Source organism: Leifsonia sp. GW821-FHT13C05 (genome assembly GCF_058806515.1).
This window is the reverse complement of the sequence record NZ_JBXAPT010000001.1, coordinates 220,400-242,690: the sequence shown is the minus strand read 5'-3', so window position 1 is coordinate 242,690 and position 22,291 is coordinate 220,400. Positions and strand designations below refer to the sequence as shown.

Below are 22,291 nucleotides of genomic sequence, written 5' to 3'. Positions count from 1 at the left end.
CCGCGCGTCTTCACATCTTCCGCCACACCTGTGATGTTCGCACACGCTCGCCGCGGGAGGCCCACGCCACTGCGGGCGCGGCTACGATCGGATGGTGACTTCCGCGCCATCTGCCCTCGCTGCCCTGTCCCCCGACGCGCTCCGCGCCGCTCACGCCGAATTCGCCGCGGCGTACGACGAACTGCGCAGCGCCGGTCTGAAGCTCGACCTCACGCGCGGCAAGCCGTCCGCCGAGCAGCTCGACCTCTCGAACGACCTGCTGCACCTGCCGGACGGCGCGTACCGGGATGCGGCGGGCACCGACCTCCGCAACTACGGAGGAGCGGCGGGGCTGCCCGAGCTGCGCGCCATCTTCTCGGACGCGATGCAGGTTCCCGTGCCGCAGCTCCTCGCGCTCGGGAACGCCAGCCTCACGGTCATGCACGACGTCATCGTCCAGGCGCTGCTGCACGGCGTGCCGGGCGGCGAGCGTCCGTGGGGTGCCCAGCCGATCAGCTTCCTCGCCCCCGTGCCCGGCTACGACAGGCACTTCACGATCTGCGAGCGATACGGCATCCGCCTCATCCCCGTCCCGCTGAACGACGACGGCCCCGACGTGGATGCGGTGGCCGCCCTGCTCGCCGCGGACGACAGCATCAAGGGAATGTGGTGCGTCCCCGTCTACTCGAACCCGAGCGGGGCGGTGTACTCGGAGGAGGTCGTGCGCGCCCTCGTCTCCCTGCCTGCCGCGGACGACTTCCGCCTGTTCTGGGACAACGCGTACGCCGTGCACCACCTCACCGACGAGCGCCCGGCGCCGATCGACGTGCTCGCCCTGGCCGCCGAGGCCGGCAACCCCGACCGCCCTCTGGTGTTCGCGTCGACGTCCAAGGTGACCTTCCCCGGCGCCGGCGTCGCGTTCGTCGGCGGCTCGCCCGCCAACGTCGAGTGGATGCTGCACAACCTGTCGGCGCAGAGCATCGGCCCGGACAAGCTCAACCAGCTCCGTCACGTCCAGCTGCTCCGCGACGCCGACGGGCTGGCCGAGCAGATGGAGAAGCACCGCGCCATCCTCGAACCGAAGTTCCAGGCCGTGTCCCGTGCGTTCGAGCGCCGTCTGGCGCCGTACGGCGGCGGCACCTGGACGGCGCCGAAGGGCGGATACTTCGTCAGCCTCGACGTGCTCGACGGCTGCGCGAAGCGCGCGGTGCAGCTCGCCGCGGAGGCCGGCATCGCTGTCACCCCCGCCGGTGCGACCTTCCCGTACGGCGACGACCCGCGCGACACGAACATCCGGATCGCGCCGACGTTCCCTCCGCTCGCGGAGCTGGAGACGGCGCTGGACGGGCTCTGCACGGCCATCCTGCTCGCCGAGGCCGAGCTGCTGCTGGCGAACGGCGACGCCGGGCAGGCATGACCGGCTGGACGGTGCGCGCGAGCGTCGAAGACGATTGGCGCGCATACCGCGCCCTCCGGCTGGAGATGCTCGAGGACACGCCCATCGCGTTCCTGGAGACGCTCGACCACGCCCGCTCCCATCCGGACGAGCACTGGCGCAACCGGGCGGCGAACCCGACGACGACGAGTCGCCTGTTCGCCGCTGTCTCCGACGACGGCCGGTGGCTCGGCACGATGGGCGGCTTCCACGCTACGGGCGCTCCGGCCCCGCACCTGGTGGGCGTCTACATCACGCCGGAGTTCCGCGGCCGCGCCCACGGCATGGCCGACGCCCTTCTGGATGCGGTGATCGCCTGGGCGCGCCCGCGCGGCTCGCGCCTGCTCCTGCAGGTGCACGAGGCCAACACCCCGGCCCAGCGCTTCTACGCCCGCCGCGGCTTCGCGCTCACCGGCAGCACCGTCCCGTATCCGCTCGACCCCAGCACCCGAGAACTCGAGATGTCCCTCCCCCTCCTCCCCTGAAAATCGAGTCCGAACTTATTCACGCGACACGCCGGTGCAGGGCGTGAATAAGTTCGGACTCGATGGTTTGGGAGAGGCGTCAGCGGACCGGACGGAAGCCGAGCGCGAGGTCGGTCAGGAGGCGGGCGCCGAAGCCCGTTGCACCCTTGGAGCGCCAGGAGTCGTCCGTCTCGGAGTTCATCGTGCCCGCGATGTCGAGATGGGCCCACGGCACACCGTCGACGAACTCGTTGAGGAACAGCGCGGCCGTCGTCGCCCCCGCGAACGGGCCGCCCAGGTTGGCGATGTCCGCGATGTCGGAGTCGAGCGCCTTGCGGTATTTCTTCTCCAGCGGCAGCTGCCACACCCTCTCGTCCGTTGCCGTGGCTGCGGCGGTGGCCTGGTCGACGAACGCCTGGTCGTTTCCGAACAGCGCGGCGCGGATCGGGCCGAGCGCCATCAGCGCCGCCCCGGTGAGCGTCGCGATGTCCACGATCGCATCCGGCTTCTCCTCGGCCGCGAGCGCCAGTCCGTCGCACATCGCGAGCCTGCCCTCTGCATCCGTGTTCTTCACCTCGATCGTGGTGCCGTTGCGGGCGGTGAGCACGTCGCCGAGCTTGTACGCGCTGCCGGAGGGCATGTTGTCCGTGCACATCAGGAACGCGGTCACGCTCGTGGTGCAGCCCAGGTCGCGGAGGGACGTGAAGGCGCCGAAGATCGCCGCAGCCCCTCCCATGTCCATCTTCATCAGCAGGTGCATCGGATCGGACGGCTTGAGGCTGATGCCGCCCGAGTCGTACATGATGCCCTTGCCGACCATCGCCAGGTGCCCGGTCGGCTCGCCGTTCGGGGTGTACCGGAGCTTGATCATGCGCGGCTCCTCCGCGCTCCCCGCGTTCACCCCGAGCAGGCCGCCCGTTCCGAGCTCGATCAGCTGCTGCTTGTCGAACACCTCCACCTCGATGCCGAACCGCTCGGCCAGGGAGAGCGCCAGGTCGCCGAAGTCGGTGGCGGTGAGGTGGCCGGGAGGCGTATTCGCCAGGTCGCGGGCGACGTTCGCTCCCCGGGCGCTCACGACGCCGCTCGGGATGCCCGCCGTCACCCCGGACGCGTCCACGCCGTCGGCGAGCAGCTCGACCGCCGTGAGCTCTGTCACCTTCGGGTCGCGCTTCAGCTCGCTGAACCGGTAGCGGGCGAGCAGCACGCCCTCCGCCGCCACCTGTCCGACCCGCTCGGCGGGCACGGAGCCGACGTCGGTCAGCCGCAGCCCGATGCGTGCGGACGACGACGCCGCACGGGCGAAGGCGGCGGCCGCGTCGCGCAGCGCGTCGGCGTCGATCCCGGAGGCGTCCCCGATGCCGACCGCGTAGAGCAGCGGCGCCGAGCCGGTCGGCACCAGCAGCGTCTGGCCTGCCTTCCCGTCGAAGCCGGCGCGGGAGAGGGCGTCCCTGTCGAGGCCGATGGACGCATCCACCTCGCCGTCGGAGCCGACCGTGATGCCGACCGCATCCAGGTCGGAGGAGAACGAGGAGACGGCGTCGAAGTCGACGACCCGCTCCGGGACGATCGACGGTACGGGGGTGAACGAGCCGGGGATGAGTTTGTACGCGCTGGAAGTCATGGGTTCAGTCCTTCGAGGTTGCGAGGGTGGTCACGGTGTCGCCCCGTTCGGCGACGGGGTCGTCCGGGGACTGGATGTCTTCCGGATCGGACGGTTCGAGCTGCTCGGGCAGGTCGCCGGGTCGGCGGCCCGGCATCCTGCCCGCCGGGATGATCGCGAGGAGCGCGATTCCGGCGAGGCCGAGCAGCGAGATGTTGAGCGCCCGCAGACGTGCGTCGGCGTTCACGGCGACGGCTTCGTCGACCTGCGCGGGTGTCGCGTCCGTGTTCGTCGCCAGGAAGTCCTTCAGGTGATCGTTGGTGACGAAGTTGGCGTCGTCGAGGTTCACCTGCGCGACCAGCGCGGGCGGCAGGGTCGGGTGGTCGGCGAGGCTCGACGAGAGCAGGCCGCCCAGGATCCCGACCGCGAACACGCTCGCCACCGCGATCCCGACACTGCCGGAGAGGTTGTGCACGAGCCCTCGCCAGGCTCCGACATCACCGGCGAGCTTCTTCGGGGCGGCGGAGAGCAGAGTGTTGAAGACCAGGGCGACGATCGAGCCCTGGCCGATGCCGAGCACGATCAGCCCGACCACCACCACGAACTGCTCCCACTCGTTCCGCACGCTGAACGCGAGGATCACGAGCCCGGCCGCGACCACGATGAATCCGAACCGGGCGAGCACCCGCGGCGAGAAGCGCTTGTAGAGGGTCGCCACGAACGTGCTGGCCACGAAGATCGACAGCGTGTACGGGATGACGGCGATCGAGGTCTCGAAGCTGCTTCTGCCCTGAACCACCTGGATGTACAGCGGGATGAGGAAGTTGGCGGCCGTTCCGACGAAGAGCATCGTCCCCATGCAGATCGTCACGGCGCGCTCCGACCCTGTCGCGAGCACGCGCAGGTCGAAGATGCGCGGCTTCTTCTCCGTCTGTCGCTTGCGCAGCCAGACGAAGAAGAGCTGGCCGCCGATGAGGCCGAGCAGGATCAGCACGGGCGCCGGAGACAGCCCGAGGATGGTGAACGGCGCTCCGTCCGTCGCGAGCACGACGCCCCACGGCTCGAGGCCGCTGAAGCCGAAGCTCAGCAGGATGATCGTCACGGCGGCGATCAGAGCTCCGGTCCAGTCGATCGCGAGGTCGCGCTGCGGCGGAACGACCTTGAAGCGGAAGCTGAGCAGGAAGTTGATCACGCCGAGCGCCACGATCAGCCAGAACGACCAGCGCCAGCCGATGGTGGAGGCGAACGTGCCGGCGATCAGGAGGGCGAGAACACCGGCGGCGGGGATGGCGGCGGCGAGGAGTCCGATGGCGGTCGCCTGCTGCTCGCGCTTGTAGTTGGTGGCGATGAACACCGTGAGCGCCGGGGCCACGAGCGCGATCACGGCGCCGGAGACCGCCTGCGCGATGAACAGCATGGCCGGAGTGACGCTCAGCGCGACCACCGCCATCGCGACCGCGTGGATGACCACCGCGATCTGGAACACGCGCCGGGTGCCGAACCGCGCGCCCACCTTCGCACCGAGCAGGATGAACGCCGCCATCGCGAAGGTGCCGGCGGTGATCGCCGTGCCCACCGACGTCGCGGCCATGTGCAGGTCGGTGGTGATCCCGTGCATCGAGACGGTGAGGGTGTTGACGGCGAACGACGCCTGGATCTGCGTCAGCACGACCACGATGAGCGGCAGCCACGACGTCTTGGCTGCCGTCGTCGGGACTGTGGTAGCGAGTGAGCTCATCGCTCCGCCCTCCTCTGCTGTTCGGTTGTCTCCCTGGTGGGAACTGGCTTCATTCTGGCCGCGAGGAGGGCGGTCTGTCATTACATGTATTTAGCGGGTTTCAGGCCTCCCCGAAACCGGTCTCGATGAGGGCAGCCAGCGCATCCACTGCGGGCACGCCGTCGTCGTCGGAGGACGCGATCTCCGCGGTCGTACCCGCCGTGAGACCGAGCGACATGATGCCGAGCAGGCTCTTCGCATCCTTGCCGTTGACGGTGACGGACGCGCCGAAGGTGTTCGCGAGTTTCACGAACTCGGCGGCTGGCCTCGCGTGCAGCCCGTCCTTGTTGCGCAGGACGACCTCGCGCACGTAGCGGCCACCCAGTCCGGCGGATGCGGCAGCACCGGATGCGGGCGCGGCACCGGATGCTGGCGCGGCACCGGATGCGGACGACGCCGCCTCCGCCCACGCCGACCGCGCGTCCTCCGCCGCCGCGACGACGGCGGCCAGGTCGGCGCCGCTCTCCGCGGCCACGGCCGCGGCGACACCGCCCTCCACGAACGGCACGTCCACAACGGCCACCTGCGCGCGCTGCTCGTCGGTGAGCAGGTCGAGCACCGTCTCCGCCGTCAGCAGAGCGGAGCCGAGGTCGCTGATGACCACGACCCCCGCCCCGGCCTCGGCATCGCCGACCGCTGCGCTGACCTTCGCGAAGCTCGTCCCGATCCCGCCGTCGTCCGTCCCGCCGGCAGCGACGAACCGCACGGACGGCGCCATCTGCCCGGCCAGGGCGACGACCCCCTCCGCCAGCTGCACGCTGTGCGAGACGAACACGATCCCGACGCGCTCAGTCATCGGCTGCCGCCTCCGCCGCAGCGCGCAGCAGCAGCGCGGTCGACTGCGCACCGGGGTCCCGGTGCCCCGCAGACCGCTCCCCGAGGTAGCTCGCGCGCCCCTTGCGGGCGACGAGCGGCTCGGTCGCGACGGCTCCGGCCCCTGCGGCGTCCGCCGCCTCACGCAGGACGTCGGCGGCGGACGCCCCGGCCTCCTGCGCCGCCCTGGCCGCATCGACCGCCGGCGTCCAGGCGTCGATCATGGTCTTGTCGCCGACCTCGGCCTTGCCGCGCGACACGATGCCGTCGCGGGCGGCGGCGAGCACGGCGACGAGCGTCGCAGCGTCGATCTCCGTCGCGTCGCCGATCGGGTCCCCCGCCTTCAGGAACGCCGTGCCGTAGAGCGGGCCGGATGCGCCGCCGACGGTGGAGATGAGGGTCATGGCGATCGACCGGAACGCCGCGTTCGGCGTCGCGTCCTCCGGCAGCTTCCCGAGCGCATCCACCACGGCCTGCATGCCGCGGTCCATGTTCTCGCCGTGGTCGCCGTCGCCGATCTCGCGGTCGAGCGTGTTCAGCTCGTGCTTGTGCTCGGCGATGACCGCCGCAGCGGCCGTCATCCAGGCCTTCACCCAGTTCGTGTCGAGCGCCATGAGCGCCTCCTCTCCTCGTCGATTCTCTAGAGTCCCCAGCGGAGTGCGGCGGTGTGCACCGGCGCATCCCAGAGGGCGGTCAGTTCGTCGTCCAGCTTCAGCACCGAGATGGATGCGCCCTGCATCTCCAACGAGGTGACCAGGCTGCCAACGAGGGAACGGCCGAGCGTGATGCCGCGTTCGTCCAGGATCTGTGCAGCGCGCCGGAACACGATGTACAGCTCGGACAGCGGGGTGCCGCCCATCCCGTTGACGAACAGCAGCACCGAGTCGCCGGAGGAGAACGGCAGATCGTCGAGGATCGCCGCCATCATCCTGTCCACCAGGGCGTCGGCCGGCTGCACCTTCACGCGCTCGCGGCCCGGCTCGCCGTGGATGCCGACACCGAACTCGATCTCGTCGTCCGCGAGGTCGAAGCCCGGCTCTCCGGCGTGCGGCACCGTACCCGCGGAGAGCGCGAGTCCGATCGACCGGACGTTGGCGTTCACCCGCTCGGCGATGGCGGTGACCCCGGCGAGGTCGTCTCCTCTGTCGGCGGCCGCTCCGGCGATCTTCTCGACGAGCACGGTTCCGGCCACGCCGCGGCGGCCCGCCGTGTACAGGGAGTCCTGCACGGCGACGTCGTCGTTGGTGACCACCGAGGTGACCGTGATGCCCTCCGCGGCGACCAGGTCGGCCGCCGTCTCGAAGTTCAGCACGTCCCCTGTGTAGTTCTTGACGATGTGCAGCACCCCCGCCCCGCCGTCGGCCGCCTTAGTGGCCTCGACGATCGGCATGGGCGTCGGGGAGGTGAAGACCTCGCCGGGGACGGCGGCGTCCAGCATCCCCTTGCCGACGAATCCGGCGTGGAGGGGTTCGTGACCGCTTCCGCCGCCGCTGACCAGGCCGACCTTGCCCTGCACAGGACCGTCGGCCCTGGACACGAAACGCGGGTCGTGGGACACCTTCACGATGTCCGAGTGAGCTCGGGCGAATCCGTCGAGGGATTCGTCCACGACGTCGGGTACGCCGTTGATGAGCTTCTTCATCGAAACCCTTTCCACTGCTGTCAGTGCGTCGCCGCTATCCATTCCTCGAGCTTCGCGGCCGCAGCCCCGGAGTCGATCGCTTCGGCGGCGATCGCCATTTGCGAACGGAACCGATCCAGGATGGCTTCCTGAACCCTCGACGGGTCGGACGCGAGCTCGTATGCCACGAGCCCTGCCGCCGCGTTGAGCAACACGATGTCGCGCACGGGGCCTGTCTCGCCCGCCAGCACGGCACGTACGACGCCGGCGTTGTACGCGGCGTCCTTTCCGAGCAGATCGCTCATCTTCGCGCGCGGGATGCCCAGATCGCGCGGATCGATGTCGTGCTCGGTGACGAGGCCCCTGGAGACCTCCCAGACATGGCTGTGGCCGGTGGTCGACAGCTCGTCGAGGCCGTCGTCCCCGCGGAAGACCAGCGCCGTCGCCCCTCTGGTCTGGAAGACGCCGACGAACAGCGGAACCCGGTCGAGCGTCGCGACGCCGACGGCGGACGCTTCCGGCCTGGCCGGGTTGCAGAGCGGGCCGAGGTAGTTGAAGACGGTGGGGACGCCGAGCTGGGCTCGCACGGGCGCCGCATTGGCGAATCCGGGGTGGAAGGCGCTCGCGAAGGCGAAGGTGATCCCTGCGCGTTCGAGCACGTCGGCGACCTTCTCCGCGGGAAGCGTGAGGTCGATCCCGAGCGCCGCGAGCACGTCGGACGACCCGGAGGACGAGCTGGCCGCCCTGTTCCCGTGCTTGATCACCGGCACCCCGGCCGCGGCGGCGACGATGGATGCGGTGGTCGACACGTTCACGGTGCCGAATCTGTCGCCTCCCGTACCGACGATGTCAAGAGCCATCGGGTTGACGGGGAGGGCGACCGCGTGGTCGAGGATCGCATCCCGGAACCCGACGATCTCGTCGACGGTCTCGCCTTTCGCACGCAGCGCGATGAGGAATCCGGCGACCTGGGCCTCCGTCGCCTCGCCGGTCATGACCTGGTCCATCGCCCACGCCGCGTCCGCCACACTGAGGTCTTCTCCGGCGAGAAGCGTGGTGAGCACGGACGACCAGGACTGCATTTCCGACATGTACCGATCCTACTGAGCGGGCGACCAGGTGCGACAACCCGCGTGGAACCGGCGAATTTAGGGCATCCTAACCAAATTTAACCCCCATTCCGGCCTGTCGGATGAGAAAACCACGGCTTCTTTTCAGCCATAATGGTTACCGTGACGAGCACCTCAATATCTCCTACGGCGAGTGCGCCTACGATCAACCGGCCCAATGTCGTGGCCGTCGGCACCATTGTCTGGCTGGGCAGTGAGGTCATGTTCTTCGCGGGCTTGTTCGCGATCTACTTCACCCTCAAGTCGACGTCTCCCGACCTGTGGGCGGCCGAGACGGCGCACCTCAACATCCCGTACTCGCTGACGAACACGATCATCCTGGTCGCCAGTTCGTTCACCTGCCAGTTCGGCGTGTTCGCGGCGGAGCGCCTGCAGCCGCGTGCCACCGGCTGGAGCCCGGTCAAGTGGGGCATGGTCGAGTGGTTCACGCTGTCGTACGCGCTCGGCGCGATCTTCGTCTCCGGGCAGATCCTCGAGTACGCGACGCTCGTCTCCGAGGGCATCTCCCTCAGCTCCAACGCATACGGGTCGGCGTTCTACCTGACCACCGGCTTCCACGGCCTCCACGTCACGGGCGGCCTCATCGCGTTCCTACTCGTCATCGGCCGCGCGTTCGCGGTCAAGACCTTCGGCCACAAGGAGGCGACGAGCGCCATCGTCGTCTCGTACTACTGGCACTTCGTCGACGTCGTGTGGATCGGACTGTTCGCGGTCATCTACATCATCAGATAGAACAACAGGAGCTGACCCCACCACCATGCGTCCGAATATCCGTACCAAGACGAAGACAGTCCGCAAGGGCGGCCGTCGTCATCCCCTCGCCACCGTCGCGCTGATCGCCGTCGGCCTCGGCCTCACCGGAGGCGCGTACGCGGCGTTCAACACGACCACCGCCTCCGCAGAGACCCAGCAGGTCCAGGCCGCGTCCCAGGACACGGTCGACCAGGGCAAGAAGCTCTTCCAGTCGAACTGCGCCACCTGCCACGGCCTCGACGCCCAGGGAACGGTCAACGCGCCGAGCCTCATCGGCGTCGGTGCCGCCTCCGTCGACTTCCAGGTCGGCACCGGCCGCATGCCGATGCAGATGCAGGGCCCGCAGGCCCCGGAGAAGCCGGTCCAGTTCACCGACGAGCAGGTCAAGCAGCTCGCGGCGTACGTCGCCTCCCTCGCTCCCGGCCCGTCCATCCCGGAGCAGAAGTACCTCGACGGCAAGGGCGACGCCGCGAACGGCGCCGAGCTCTTCCGCATCAACTGCGCGATGTGCCACAACGTGGCCGGCGCCGGTGGTGCACTCACCGAGGGCAAGTACGCTCCCCCGCTCACCGGCGTGAGCGCCCAGCACATCTACGAGGCCATGGTCACCGGTCCGCAGAACATGCCCGTGTTCAACGACCTCAACATCACGCCCCAGGGCAAGGCCGACATCATCACGTACCTCAAGTACATCCAGAACAACCCGTCGCCCGGCGGCTTCGAGCTCGGTTCGCTCGGCCCGGTCGCGGAGGGTCTCTTCCTCTGGATCTTCGGACTCGGCGCCATCGTCGCGCTGACCGTCTGGATCACGGCGAAGTCGAACTAGCCGGTACTCGGGACATGTCACAGCGTAAGAAGGAGAACAATGGCACACGACGATAACAGCGGTCACGAGCTGACCTCTGCCAGTTCGTCAGCCGTCGACGTGCACAGGACGGGCGACCCGGGAACGGCGCTGATCATCCGCGACGAGCTGGAGAACCCCGGCTTCCCGCCGCACCGGCCACGCGTCACCGACCTCGACCCGAAGAAGGAGCGTCGGGCCGAGCGGACCGTCTACACGCTGTTCTACCTGTCGATCGTCGGAAGCGTCTGGGCCGTCGCGGCATACATGGCCTTCCCGATCAACGACAACGACCCGGGCTCCGTCCGTCTGAACAACCTGTTCATCGGTGTCGGGATCGCGCTCGCCCTCCTCGCCATCGGTATCGGCGCCGTGCACTGGGGCAAGGCCCTCATGCACGAGAAGGAGGGCGTCGACCTCCGTCACCCGGTCCGTGGATCGGAGACCACCACCGAGCGCGCGGCCGAGATCTTCCGCCAGGCAGACGAGGAGTCCGGCTTCAGCCGTCGCGTCCTCGTCCGCAACAGCCTGATCGGCGCGCTCATCGCCTTCCCGCTCCCCGCCGTCGTGCTCTTCCGCGGACTCGCTCCGATGAACGAAGACCCGGTGGAGCTGCTCTCGCAGACGATGTGGGCCAAGGGCACGCGCCTCACCCGCGACCCGTCCGGCACGCCGATCAAGGCGTCCGACGTCACGCTCGGCAGCGCCTTCCACGTCATCCCCGAGGGGCTGAACGAGAAGGAGAACCGTCTCGAGGAGAAGGCAAAGGCCGCTGTCCTCCTCATGCGCCTCAAGCCCGAAGACCTCCACGTCTCCAAGGGCCGCGAGGACTGGAACTACGACGGAATCGTCGCGTACTCCAAGATCTGCACGCACGTCGGGTGCCCCGTCGCACTCTACGAGCAGCAGACCCACCACCTTCTGTGCCCGTGCCACCAGTCGCAGTTCGACATCACGCACGAGGCCGAGGTGATCTTCGGCCCGGCCAAGCGTCCGCTGCCGCAGCTGCCGATCACCGTGGACGCCGATGGCTATCTGGTCGCTCGCAGCGACTTCACCGAGCCTGTCGGCCCGAGCTTCTGGGAGCGTCATTGAGCACCACGACCGCCGCACCTGCCGCGGCACAAGCACCGGCCAAGAAGGGCGGGTTCACGGCAGCAGCCGCGAACTACCTGGAAGACCGCACCAGCATCTCGGGCGCCGTCAAGGAGTTCGGTCGCAAGATCTTCCCCGACCACTGGTCCTTCCTCCTCGGTGAGGTCGCCCTCTACTCGTTCATCGTCATCCTGCTCTCGGGAACGTTCCTGACGTTCTTCTTCCAGGCGTCGATGGCCGAGGTCGTCTACCACGGCTCGTACGTCCCGCTGAAGGGCGTCGAGATGTCGGCCGCGATGTCGAGCACGCTCAACATCTCGTTCGAGATCCGCGGTGGACTGCTCATGCGCCAGATCCACCACTGGGCTGCTCTGCTCTTCGTCGCCGCCATCGGCCTGCACATGCTCCGCATCTTCTTCACGGGTGCGTTCCGCAAGCCGCGCGAGCTCAACTGGGTGATCGGCTTCGTGCTCTTCATCCTCGCGATGGCAGAGGGCTTCACCGGATATTCGCTCCCCGACGACCTGCTCTCGGGCAACGGCCTCCGCATCATCGACGGTCTGATCAAGGGTCTCCCCGTGGTCGGCACCTGGATCTCGTTCCTCCTCTTCGGCGGCGAGTTCCCCGGTACGGCGATCGTCGGACGTCTGTACACGCTGCACATCCTGCTGCTGCCTGCGCTGGTGCTCGCGTTCATCGCGCTGCACCTGATGTTCGTGGTCATCCACAAGCACACCCAGTACGCGGCTCCCGGCCGCACGCAGGGCAACGTGGTCGGCTACCCGGTCCTCCCGGTCTACGCGGCCAAGGCCGGCGGATTCTTCTTCATCGTGTTCGGTGTCGTCGCCCTCATGGCGTCGTTCTTCACCATCAACCCGATCTGGAACTACGGCCCGTACGACCCGTCACCGGTCTCCGCGGGAACGCAGCCCGACTGGTACATCGGCTTCGCCGACGGCGCTCTGCGTCTGGTGCCACCGGGCTGGGAATTCGTCTGGCTGGACCGCACCTGGTCGTTCAACATCATCGTGCCCGTCGCGATCCTGGGTCTGTTCATCGTGACCGTCCTGATCTACCCCTTCATCGAAGCGTGGATCACGGGCGACAAGCGTGAGCACCACATCCTGGACCGTCCGCGCAACGCCGCCACCCGCACCGCGATCGGCGCGGCCGGTGTCACGTTCTACGCGGTCTTCTGGGCGGCGGCCAGCTCGGACATCATCGCGACGCACTTCAAGCTCACGATGGAGGGCGTCATCCACGCCCTGCAGGCCCTGCTCATCCTCGGCCCGATCATCGCCTACTTCGTCACGAAGCGCGTCTGCCTCGCGCTGCAGAAGAAGGACCGCTCGATCGCGCTGCACGGCTACGAGTCCGGCCGCATCGTCAAGCTCCCCGGTGGCGAGTTCATCGAGGTGCACGAGCAGCTCGACGAGTACGAGCTGTGGCGCCTGGTCAGCTTCGAGAGCTACGAGCCGCTGATGATCCGCCCGAACAGCAAGGGCAAGATCACGGTCGGCAACCGGATGCGCGCAAGCATGTCCCGCTGGTTCTTCGAGGACAGGATCGTCCCGCCCACCAAGGGCGAGCTCGAGTCCGGCCACGGACACCACTGAGCCGCAGCAGCTCCCCCGACGTGAAAGCGCCGGCCGCGATCTTCGCGCCGGCGCTTTCGCGCATCCAGACGAGAGGCCGAGAATGAGCACGACCGACGGCGATCCGCTGTCCCGGCTGGCGGGCTGGCTGCGCTGTACGGTCTGCGCGGAGCCGCTGGAGCCCGCTGGACGCCTCAGGCTCGCCTGCGTGCGTGCTCATAGCTTCGACGTGAACAAACGCGGCTACGTGACGCTCCTGCCCGCGGAAACCAAGGTGCAGGGCGACAGTGCCGCCATGCTCGACGCCCGGGATGCGGTGCTCGAGAGCGACACGTACGCCGCAGTCGCCGCCGCGGTGGCGCGCGCGTCGACCGGCCCCCGCATCCTCGACGCCGGAGCGGGCACCGGCTACTACCTCCGGGCAGCGCTGGCCGAGCATCCGGAGGCGCACGGGCTCGCGATGGACCTCTCCCCCGCCGCCGTCGCCCGTGCCGCCCGCAGCTCCGACCGGATCGACGGACTGGTCGCCGACACCTGGCAGCCGCTCCCGGTGCGCACCGGCGCGGCCGACACGGTGCTCGACGTGTTCGCCCCGCGCAACCTGCCCGAGTTCCACCGGGTGCTCCGGCCGGGCGGCACGCTCGTCGTCGTGGTGCCCCGGGCCGATCACCTGGCCGAGCTGCGCGCCACCGGCGCCATGCTCGACGTTCCCGCCGACAAGGCGGACGACCTGATCGCGTCCGCGGAGCCCCTGTTCGCCCTCCAGACGCGCGAACACGTGGCCCAGGCCCTGACACTCGACGACGTTCTGCGCGCGGCGCTGGTCGGCATGGGACCCTCCGCACACCACGGGAGCGCTTCCCCCGTCGAGGACGTGGAGACGGCGACCCTCTCCGTCGACGTCTCCGCTTCACGCGACGCTAGCCGCCGCTAGCTGCCGCTTGCCCGGCGGCGCTCGACGCGCTGCCGGTCGGCGTCGTGCGCATCCCGGAGTGCGGCGATGGCGCGCGCCGTCGTGCGCTCCCCCGGGTTCACCACCGCGACCCAGCCGTATGCGCCGTACAGCGGATGCGGCAGGAACACGTCGGTCTCGCCATAGTCGACCGTCTCGGCGTCGATGTCCTCCGGCGCGGAACCCACGAGCTCGGTGAACAGGCGCGGCCCCGTGTGGATGTTCAGCCTCCACCGATCAGGCTCGGACAGCCGGGAGGCGGTGTCGTCCGGGTAGTCCTTCGTGACGATGGTGGCGTACGGCTGCCTGTTCTGCGGCACCGCGCCATCCGGGGCGTAGTAGAAGAAGTAATCGCCCCAGGACAGCTCCGGATGCTCGCTGCCCGGTTGCGGCGCCAGCTCCAGCACCCCGGGCAGACTCCGGAGTTCGGTGAGGATCAGGTCCATGCTCATGCTCCCAGTCTCGCGCGTCCCTCCGGGAACGCGAAAGCGCCGCACCCCGAACGGGATGCGGCGCTCCGTGCGTGCCGGCGCGTGCCGATGAATCAGCGCGCGAAGTATCCGCGGTAGTACTCGTAAGTCCAGCCGACGATGCAGATCAGCGCGAAGGCCACACCGATGAAGCAGATCCAGAAGCCGACCGCGAGGCCGAGCATCACGAGACCGGCGCCGAAGGCGAGGGCCACCGGCCACCAGCTCCACGGGCTGAAGTGTCCGAGCTCCGGGTCGCCGTCGTCGATGTTGGCATCGAGGCGGTCCTCCGGGAGCTCACCGCCCTGCGAGGCGTGCGAGCGGCCGACGTAGAAGGCGATGAAGGCGGCCAGGATCGCGCTCAGCAGCAGCGCGACGGTGCCGACCCACTCGACCTTCATGTGCATCGGGTCGAGCAGGCTCCACACCGTGTACACGATGGCGGAGAGCAGGAAGAAGATCGACAGAATCCAGAAGAGGATCGCGTTGGCTCTCATGGGTTACTTCACCTCGTTGTTCGCGATGTCGAGCACGGGGGCGTCAGGAGCATCCTTCGCACCGCCGACACCGATCGGGATGCCGGCCTCCGGGTGGTTCAGGTCGAACGCGGGAGACTCCGAACGGATGCGGGGGATCGACGTGAAGTTGTGGCGAGGCGGCGGGCAGCTGGTGGCCCACTCGAGCGAGCGGCCGTAGCCCCACGGGTCGTTGACCGTGACCTTGGGCGCATTGCGCGCCGTGAGGTACACGTTCACGAAGAACGGGATCATCGAGACGGCCAGGATTCCGGCGCCGATGGACGACAGCTGGTTCATCCAGGTGAAGCCGTCGGACGGCAGGTACGTGGCGTACCGACGCGGCATGCCGACGACACCCAGCCAGTGCTGCACGAGGAACGTGGTGTGGAAGCCGATGAACAGCAGCCAGAAGTGCCACTTGCCGAGGCGGTCGTTGAGCATCTTGCCCGTCCACTTCGGCCACCAGAAGTAGAAGCCGGCGAACATCGCGAACACGACGGTGCCGAAGACCACGTAGTGGAAGTGCGCGACGACGAAGTACGTGTCGGACACGTGGAAGTCGAGCGGCGGGGACGCCAGGATGACACCCGTCAGACCACCGAACGTGAAGGTGATCAGGAAGCCGATCGACCACAGCATCGGAGACTCGAACGTGAGCGAGCCACGCCACATGGTGCCGATCCAGTTGAAGATCTTCACGCCGGTCGGCACCGCGATGAGCATCGTCATCAGCGAGAACCAGGGCAGCAGGACCGAGCCGGTCACGTACATGTGGTGCGCCCACACGGTGACGGACAGGGCCGCGATGGCGATCGTCGCGTAGATGAGGGTCTTGTATCCGAAGATCGGCTTGCGGCTGAACACCGGGAAGATCTCGGACACGATGCCGAAGAACGGCAGCGCGATGATGTAGACCTCCGGGTGACCGAAGAACCAGAACAGGTGCTGCCAGAGCAGGGCTCCGCCGTTGGCCGCGTCGTAGATGTGCGCGTCGAAGACACGGTCGGCCGCGAGGGCGAACATGGCGGCGGCGAGCACCGGGAAGGCCATCAGCACGAGGATCGAGGTGACCAGCGTGTTCCAGGTGAAGATCGGCATGCGGAACATGGTCATGCCGGGGGCGCGCATCGTGATGATGGTGGTAATGAAGTTCACGGCGCCGAGGATCGTTCCGAAGCCGGACAGACCGAGGCCGACCACCCACAAGTTGCCGCCGATGCCTGGTGAGAACGTGGTACTCGATAGTGGCGCGTATGCGAACCAGCCGAACGATGCCGCACCCTGCGGGGTGAGGAAGCCGGCGACCGCGATCAGCGATCCGAAGGAGTAGAACCAGTACGCCAGCGCGTTCAGACGCGGGAAGGCGACGTCAGGAGCACCGATCTGCAGCGGCATGAGCACGTTGGCGAAGCCGGCGAACAGCGGCGTCGCGAACATGAGCAGCATGATCGTGCCGTGCATGGTGAAGAGCTGGTTGTACTGCTCCTTGGTCTGCACGACCTCCAGTCCGGGCTCGAACAGCTGAGCACGGATGATGAGCGCCATCACACCGCCGATGAGGAAGTAGATGAACGACGAGATCAGGTACATGTACCCGATCGTCTTGTGGTCGGTCGACGTGATGTAGTTCACGAGGATGTTGCCCTTGCGCTCCACCTGGTTGGCGCCGAGGGCCGGATTGGCCTTCGGTGCCGGCGCCGTGGTGGCCGCTGGGGCCGGTGCTGTCGTCGTCATTCGTGGATGCCCTACTCGTTACCCTTGGGAGCGCCCGTTCCGGGCAGGTTCTGATTACGGTCGTACTCGGAGCCCAGCTGGCCCTCGAAGCCCTTGTCGCGGAGGCTCTTGATGTGGGCGTCGTACACGTCCTGCGGAACGATCTTCACGTTGAAGAGCATCGCAGAGTGGTACTCGCCGCAGAGCTCGGCGCACTTTCCGACGAAGGTGCCGGTGCGGCCGGTCGTCTCGAAGTACATGTAGTTGGTCTTGCCCGGGATGATGTCTTTCTTGTAGAGCATCGCGGGAACCCAGAACGAGTGGATCACGTCGCGCGAGTCGAGCTGGATCGTGATCTTCTTGCCCTCGGGCAGGTACAGGGTGGGGATCTCGCCCTCCTGCACGGAACCGGGGGTGGCGCTCGCGTCGTCCGGCTGCACCTGGATGCCCGGGTCGTAGACGTTGTCGCTCACGTAGTTGAAGTCCCACGCCCACTGCTTGGCGTAGACCTGGATCTTGAGGTCCGGCTTGGCGTACGGCTGCTCGATCGCGTTCTGGTCCCTCGCCGTGAAGGCGAAGAAGCCGAGGACGAGGATCAGCGGGACGATCGTGTAGAAGATCTCGATCGGCATGTTGTAGCGCATCTGGACCGGGAGACCGGTCTGACCCGTACGGCGGCGGTACACGATGACCGCCCAGACGATGAGACCCCAGACGATCACGCCCACGATGAGGAGGACGATCCAGCTCGTCACCCACAGACCGCTGATGCGCTCGGTGTGGTTGGTGACGGGCTCCTTACCCTCGACGAATCCGGGAAGGAATCCGTTCAGCTGTGCCTGCGTGCATCCCGCAAGAACGACGACGAGCGTCGCTGCGATCGGGATGGCAGCCCATCGGAGACGGCGATTGTGACGCACCGGTGACCTTTCGAGTGACTCATGGACAGTTCACACGTAACTGTATTTGGCTGTATCCACCCTACTCCGCCGCACGCGCCGATTTGAACAGAAAGGGCCGCCCCGATGGGGCGGCCCTCAACCTTTTCGTGTGTTATAGCGACTCAGTGGAACGAGTCTCCACAGGCGCACGAACCGGATGCGTTGGGGTTGTCGATCGTGAAGCCCTGCTTCTGGATGGTGTCCTCGAAGTCGATGGACGCGCCATCCAGGTACGGGACGCTCATCTTGTCGACGATGACCTCGACGCCGTCGAAGTCGACGGTCGCGTCGCCGTCGAGCATGCGCTCGTCGAAGTAGAGCTGGTAGATCAGGCCGGAGCATCCACCGGGCTGGACGGCGACGCGCAGACGCAGGTCGTCGCGGCCCTCCTGCTCGAGCAGGCTCCTGACCTTGCTCGCCGCGGCATCGGACAGCCCGACGCCGTGCGCCTTCGTCTCGGTCAGCGTTGTGTCGGTCATGGGACTCCTCTTACGGGTCTTGTTCGGACTTCTGGACGAAATCTGGGACGATTCTACGTCGGAAAACCGGGAAATCGCCCCGCGCATTCCGCAATCGGCGCGACTACGCCTCCGTGCGCCCGTCGAGCCGCGCGAGGAGCAGGGCCTCGGCGAGGATCGCGCGCTTGAAGACGCCGAGGTGCAGGGACTCGTTCGGGCTGTGCGCACGGGAGTCGGGGTCTTCGACGCCGGTGACCAGGATCTGCGCCTCCGGGAACTCGCGGACCAGGTCGGCGATGAACGGGATGGACCCTCCGATGCCGGTCTCGACCGCGTCCTTGCCCCAGGCGTCCGTCATCGCCCGCTTGGCCTCCGTCGCCGCCCAGCCGTTCGTGTCGACCAGGAACGCCTCCCCGGTGTCGACGTCGTCGATGGCGACGTGCGCCCCGAACGGCGCGTTGGCGCGCAGGTGGCGCTCCAGGGCCGCGTACGCATCCGCGGCCGGCTGGCCGGGAGCCACGCGCGCGCTGATCCGCACGGAGACGCTCGGCAGCAGGGTGTTGGATGCGTTGGCGACGCTCGGAGCGTCGATGCCGGTGACCGTGATGGTCGGCTGCGACCACATCCTGGACAGGATGGGACCGGTGCCGATCGGCGTCACGCCGTCGAGCAGCGCCGCCTCCTCGCGGAACTGCTCCTCGCTGAGGGCGGGCGGCTCCGCCGCGTCCGTCCTGGCGGTGAAGCCGTCGACGGCCACCGAGCCGTTGTCGTCGTGCAGGGTGGCGAGCAGCTTGACCATGGCGAGCATCGCATCCGGTGCTGCTCCCCCGTACATGCCGGAGTGCGACGCGTGCTCGAGCGTGGAGACGGTGAGCCGGAAGGTCACATTGCCGCGCAACGACACGGTGAGCGCGGGAGTGTCGACGTCGACGTTGTCCGAGTCGGCGACCACGATCACGTCTGCTTCGAGCGCCGCCTTGTTCTGCTCCAGGAAGTTCGCGAAGGAGCGGGAGCCGAACTCCTCCTCCCCCTCGATGAACACCGCGAGGCCGAGGTCGAAGTCGTTCCCGAGCGCATCCACCAGCGCCCGCACGCTCGCGACGTGCGCCATCACGCCCGCCTTGTCGTCCGCCGCCCCGCGGCCGTACATCCGGTCTCCGCGCACGGTCGGCTCGAACGGCGGCGTGTTCCAGTCCTCGTCCTTGCCCTGCGGCTGCACGTCGTGGTGGGCGTAGAGCAGCACGGTCGGGCGGCCGTTCTTCGCCGCCCGGGTGGCGAGCACGGCGGGCTGGCCGGACTCCTCGCCGTCTCCGATCGGCGCGCGCTTGATCTCGACGCTCTCGAACGCCCCCGTGTCGCGCAGCAGCGTCGCGACGGCGTCGGCGCTGGCCGCGACGTTCGCCGGGTCGAACGCCGACCAGGACACCGACGGGATGCGCACGAGCGCCGCCAGGTCGGCGACGGTCGACGGCAGGGCGGCCTCCACGCTGGAGCGCACCGCCTCCTCCGCTGCTGTGGGTTCGGTGGGCGGGGTCTGCTGTCCGTTCGTCATGACGGTAATCTTAAGCGGACCCCACTATCGAAGGCTTGACGTTGGCAAAACGAGAGAACCCGCAGGCGACCAAGGCAGAAGCCCCGGCCGTCGAGACCGCAGAAGAGACGGAAGAGCGTCTGAGGCAGGGCAAGGGCGCCCCGACCCCGACCCGCCGTGAGCAGGAGGCCGCCCGCAAGCGCCCCCTGGTGCCCGAGGACCGCAAGGAGGCCGCCCGCCAGGCCCGCGCGAAGACCGCCGAGGCCCGCGAGAAGGCACGCGTCGGCATGGCCGCCGGCGACGACCGCTACCTCACCGCGCGCGACCGCGGACCGCAGCGACGCTACGTGCGCGACTACGTGGATGCGCGTTTCAGCATCGGCGAATACCTCATCCCGGTCATGCTGCTCGTGATCGTGCTCTCCTTCCTTCCCGGGTACTTCCAGGTCTACGGCCTGCTCGCGCTCTGGGCGTTCTTCGCCATCGCCGTGATCGACTGCTTCGTGCTCGGCATGCTGGTGCGCAAGCGCCTGCGCGAGAAGTTCGGAGAGAGCAAGGTCGAGCGCGGCGTGCGCTGGTACGCGGCCATGCGTGCTCTGCAGCTGCGCGTCATGCGCCTGCCGAAGCCGCAGGTCAAGCGCGGCCAGTACCCCAGCTGACCGTGACGATCGTCGCAGCGGCGGACGGCTCCGCACTAGGCAATCCGGGTCCGGCAGGGTGGGCGTGGTACGTCGACGACACCACCTGGGCGGCCGGCGGATGGCCGCACGGCACGAACAACCAGGGCGAGCTGATGGCCGTGATCGACCTGCTCGACTCCACGGCGCACCTCGATGAAGACCTGCGCATCCTGTGCGACAGCCAGTACGTCATCAACGCCGTCACCAAGTGGATGCCCGGCTGGAAGCGAAAGGGCTGGCGCAAGGCCGACGGCTCCCCCGTGCTCAACCGCGAACTGCTGGAGCGGCTGGACCGCGCTGTGCAGGGTCGCCGGTACACCTTCGAGTGGGTCAAGGGCCACGCCGGTCACGCGCTGAACGAGGCGGCCGACGTGCGCGCCCGCGCGGTCGCGACGGCGTACCAGAAGGGCGACCCCATCCCGATCGGACCGGGCTGGCCCGGCCGTTCGCGCACGGACGAGGCGACGGGAGAGGTCATCGAGGCGACCGGGACTGCGACCGGCGGCCCGGCTCAGGAGAGCGTCGAGCTCGACCTGTTCGCCGACCTGGCGCCCGCGGAGACCGACGCAGAGGTCGTCGCCCGGCTGGAGCAGGAACTGCTCGATCCGGCCGTGCGCGCGGACGCCTCGCGCGTTGCGGCACTGCTGCACCCCGACTTCGAGGAGATCGGCCGCTCGGGACGCCTCTGGGGGCGCGACGCCATCGTGCAGGAGCTGTCGGCGGAGACCGACGAGTCCGCAGCGGGTTTCGAGCTGCTCGGCACCGAGGCGCTCTCCCCCGAGATCATCCTGCTCACCGCCCGCACCGTGGATGCGCGTGGCAGCTCGCTCCGCAGCTCGCTGTGGCTGCGGGTCAACGGCCGCTGGCGGCTACGCTTCCACCAGGGGACGCCGGAGGCGGAGTAGCCCGCGGTTGATCTGCCTCGCCCACAGCGGGCCGAGGTAGAGGAACGCGGTGTATCCCTGCACCAGGGTGGCGCCGGCATCCAGTCGCGCCTGCACGTCGGCGGCGGACTCGACGCCGCCCACCGAGATGACGCACAGGTCGGCCGGGACGTTCGCGCGGATCAGCCGGAGGACTTCGAGCGACCGGTCGGCGAGCGGGGCGCCGGAGAGGCCTCCCGCTCCCGCGGCCTCGACGACGGCCGGATCGGTGAGCAGACCCTCGCGCGAGATGGTCGTGTTGGTGGCGATGATGCCGGCGAGGCCCAACTCGACGACGAGGCCGGCGATCTTCACGACCTGCTCGTCGGTGAGGTCCGGCGCGATCTTGACCAGCAGCGGCTTCTGCCCCGCCACCTCCTTCACGGCCGCGAGCAGCGGGGAGAGGAGCTCCAGCTCCTGCAGTCCGCGGAGGCCGGGCGTGTTGGGTGAGCTGACGTTGACGACGAGGTAGTCGGCGACCGGAGAGAGTGCGCGGGCGCTGGTCAGGTAGTCCGCGGTCGCATCCTCGACGGCGACGACCCTGCTCTTGCCGATGTTCACGCCGAGCACCGGGCGGCGGCTGCTGCGCACGACGCCGAGCAGACGGTTGGCCGCGACGGCGGCGCCCTGATTGTTGAAGCCCATCCGGTTGATGACGGCGCGGTCCGGGATGAGACGGAACAGGCGCGGCTTGTCGTTGCCCGGCTGCGCGATGGCGGTGATGGTGCCCACCTCGACGTGGCCGAAGCCCAGCTGACCGAGCCCGATCACGGCCTCGCCGTTCTTGTCGAACCCGGCGGCGACGCCGAACGGCGAGTCGAACCGCAGTCCGAGCGCCTCGACGGCGAGCGACGGGTCCGGCGCGGTGAACCGGCGCACGAGGCGGCCAAGACCGAGCACAGGGAGGGCTCGGATGACCAGGAACGCCAGGTGGTGCGCGCGTTCGGGATCGAGCTTCGACAGGACGAGGGAGAAGAGTGTGCGATACATGCCTGTACG

The 22,291-nt window shown here is 68.4% G+C and carries 22 protein-coding genes; 9 read left to right on the top strand and 13 right to left on the bottom strand.

The window, feature by feature from the left end; translation table 11 throughout:
- Positions 1–91 precede the first annotated feature (91 nt).
- Positions 92–1,396 carry an aspartate aminotransferase type Ic gene (locus AC1ROC_RS01140; RefSeq protein ID WP_492997566.1) on the top strand — a complete coding sequence of 435 codons (1,305 nt, stop codon included), beginning with the start codon at positions 92–94 and terminating at the stop codon, positions 1,394–1,396.
- On the top strand, positions 1,393–1,899 hold the full coding sequence (locus AC1ROC_RS01135) for a GNAT family N-acetyltransferase (protein WP_492997564.1): 507 nt from the start codon (positions 1,393–1,395) through the stop codon (positions 1,897–1,899). The genes AC1ROC_RS01140 and AC1ROC_RS01135 overlap by 4 nt, the downstream gene beginning before the upstream one ends.
- Before the next feature lie 79 nt (positions 1,900–1,978).
- Here the strand turns inward: AC1ROC_RS01135 and AC1ROC_RS01130 are convergent, their stop codons facing one another.
- The 6 genes from AC1ROC_RS01130 to trpD all read right to left on the bottom strand — a co-directional run bounded on the left by AC1ROC_RS01130 (position 1,979) and on the right by trpD (position 8,780).
- Complete coding sequence (locus AC1ROC_RS01130) at positions 1,979–3,499, bottom strand: leucyl aminopeptidase (RefSeq protein ID WP_492997562.1); 1,521 nt, start codon at positions 3,497–3,499, stop codon at positions 1,979–1,981.
- A gap of 4 nt (positions 3,500–3,503) precedes the next feature.
- Complete coding sequence (locus AC1ROC_RS01125; protein ID WP_492997560.1) at positions 3,504–5,216, bottom strand: MFS transporter; 1,713 nt, start codon at positions 5,214–5,216, stop codon at positions 3,504–3,506.
- A 100-nt stretch (positions 5,217–5,316) separates the two neighbouring features.
- On the bottom strand, positions 5,317–6,051 hold the full coding sequence (dhaM, locus tag AC1ROC_RS01120) for a dihydroxyacetone kinase phosphoryl donor subunit DhaM (protein ID WP_492997558.1): 735 nt from the start codon (positions 6,049–6,051) through the stop codon (positions 5,317–5,319).
- Positions 6,044–6,682 (bottom strand): dihydroxyacetone kinase subunit DhaL, encoded by a 639-nt coding sequence (gene dhaL, locus AC1ROC_RS01115; RefSeq protein ID WP_492997556.1) that lies wholly within the window; start codon positions 6,680–6,682, stop codon positions 6,044–6,046. Before dhaL ends, dhaM begins: the two co-directional genes overlap by 8 nt.
- A 26-nt stretch (positions 6,683–6,708) precedes the next feature.
- On the bottom strand, positions 6,709–7,710 hold the full coding sequence (gene dhaK, locus AC1ROC_RS01110) for a dihydroxyacetone kinase subunit DhaK (RefSeq protein WP_168689634.1): 1,002 nt from the start codon (positions 7,708–7,710) through the stop codon (positions 6,709–6,711).
- Positions 7,711–7,730: 20 nt separating this feature from the next.
- Positions 7,731–8,780, bottom strand: coding sequence for an anthranilate phosphoribosyltransferase (trpD, locus tag AC1ROC_RS01105; protein ID WP_492997555.1), 1,050 nt, complete (start codon positions 8,778–8,780; stop codon positions 7,731–7,733).
- A gap of 132 nt (positions 8,781–8,912) precedes the next feature.
- Here trpD and ctaE point away from each other — a divergent pair, with 132 nt between their 5' ends.
- The 5 genes from ctaE (at position 8,913) to AC1ROC_RS01080 (ending at position 14,040) form a co-directional block, all read left to right on the top strand.
- Positions 8,913–9,551, top strand: a complete 639-nt coding sequence (gene ctaE / locus AC1ROC_RS01100; RefSeq protein WP_179150703.1) for an aa3-type cytochrome oxidase subunit III — start codon at positions 8,913–8,915, stop codon at positions 9,549–9,551.
- Positions 9,552–9,576: 25 nt separating this feature from the next.
- A complete protein-coding gene (gene qcrC / locus AC1ROC_RS01095; protein ID WP_085367918.1) occupies positions 9,577–10,398 on the top strand; it encodes a cytochrome bc1 complex diheme cytochrome c subunit in 822 nt (273 codons plus the stop codon).
- 39 nt (positions 10,399–10,437) lie between these two features.
- Positions 10,438–11,511, top strand: coding sequence for a cytochrome bc1 complex Rieske iron-sulfur subunit (gene qcrA, locus AC1ROC_RS01090; RefSeq protein WP_085367920.1), 1,074 nt, complete (start codon positions 10,438–10,440; stop codon positions 11,509–11,511).
- Complete coding sequence (gene qcrB / locus AC1ROC_RS01085) at positions 11,508–13,127, top strand: cytochrome bc1 complex cytochrome b subunit (protein WP_085367922.1); 1,620 nt, start codon at positions 11,508–11,510, stop codon at positions 13,125–13,127. Before qcrA ends, qcrB begins: the two co-directional genes overlap by 4 nt.
- An 82-nt stretch (positions 13,128–13,209) precedes the next feature.
- Positions 13,210–14,040 (top strand): methyltransferase domain-containing protein, encoded by an 831-nt coding sequence (locus AC1ROC_RS01080; protein WP_492997552.1) that lies wholly within the window; start codon positions 13,210–13,212, stop codon positions 14,038–14,040.
- Here AC1ROC_RS01080 and AC1ROC_RS01075 read toward each other — a convergent pair.
- From AC1ROC_RS01075 to AC1ROC_RS01050, 6 genes are all read right to left on the bottom strand, one after another.
- Positions 14,037–14,510 (bottom strand): DUF6194 family protein, encoded by a 474-nt coding sequence (locus AC1ROC_RS01075; protein WP_492997548.1) that lies wholly within the window; start codon positions 14,508–14,510, stop codon positions 14,037–14,039. The two genes, AC1ROC_RS01080 and AC1ROC_RS01075, sit on opposite strands and share 4 nt — an antisense overlap.
- 92 nt (positions 14,511–14,602) lie before the next feature.
- Positions 14,603–15,025: a cytochrome c oxidase subunit 4 gene (locus AC1ROC_RS01070; protein WP_085367928.1), complete on the bottom strand. Its 423-nt coding sequence runs from the start codon at positions 15,023–15,025 to the stop codon at positions 14,603–14,605.
- Positions 15,026–15,028: 3 nt separating this feature from the next.
- Positions 15,029–16,780: an aa3-type cytochrome oxidase subunit I gene (ctaD, locus tag AC1ROC_RS01065; protein WP_085367930.1), complete on the bottom strand. Its 1,752-nt coding sequence runs from the start codon at positions 16,778–16,780 to the stop codon at positions 15,029–15,031.
- Positions 16,781–16,791: 11 nt separating this feature from the next.
- Positions 16,792–17,679: an aa3-type cytochrome oxidase subunit II gene (ctaC, locus tag AC1ROC_RS01060; RefSeq protein ID WP_085367932.1), complete on the bottom strand. Its 888-nt coding sequence runs from the start codon at positions 17,677–17,679 to the stop codon at positions 16,792–16,794.
- A gap of 143 nt (positions 17,680–17,822) precedes the next feature.
- Positions 17,823–18,179, bottom strand: a complete 357-nt coding sequence (gene erpA / locus AC1ROC_RS01055; protein ID WP_085367934.1) for an iron-sulfur cluster insertion protein ErpA — start codon at positions 18,177–18,179, stop codon at positions 17,823–17,825.
- A 103-nt stretch (positions 18,180–18,282) separates the two neighbouring features.
- Complete coding sequence (locus AC1ROC_RS01050; protein ID WP_492997545.1) at positions 18,283–19,710, bottom strand: dipeptidase; 1,428 nt, start codon at positions 19,708–19,710, stop codon at positions 18,283–18,285.
- 41 nt (positions 19,711–19,751) lie between these two features.
- Between AC1ROC_RS01050 and AC1ROC_RS01045 the strand changes: the two genes are divergently transcribed.
- Both AC1ROC_RS01045 and AC1ROC_RS01040 read left to right on the top strand, forming a co-directional pair.
- Complete coding sequence (locus AC1ROC_RS01045; protein ID WP_085367938.1) at positions 19,752–20,348, top strand: DUF3043 domain-containing protein; 597 nt, start codon at positions 19,752–19,754, stop codon at positions 20,346–20,348.
- A gap of 2 nt (positions 20,349–20,350) precedes the next feature.
- Entirely contained in the window at positions 20,351–21,274 is a 924-nt protein-coding gene (locus tag AC1ROC_RS01040; RefSeq protein WP_492997543.1) for an RNase H family protein, read from the top strand.
- Here the strand turns inward: AC1ROC_RS01040 and AC1ROC_RS01035 are convergent.
- Positions 21,239–22,282, bottom strand: coding sequence for a quinone-dependent dihydroorotate dehydrogenase (locus AC1ROC_RS01035; RefSeq protein WP_492997541.1), 1,044 nt, complete (start codon positions 22,280–22,282; stop codon positions 21,239–21,241). The genes AC1ROC_RS01040 and AC1ROC_RS01035 overlap by 36 nt on opposite strands.
- Positions 22,283–22,291 lie beyond the last annotated feature (9 nt).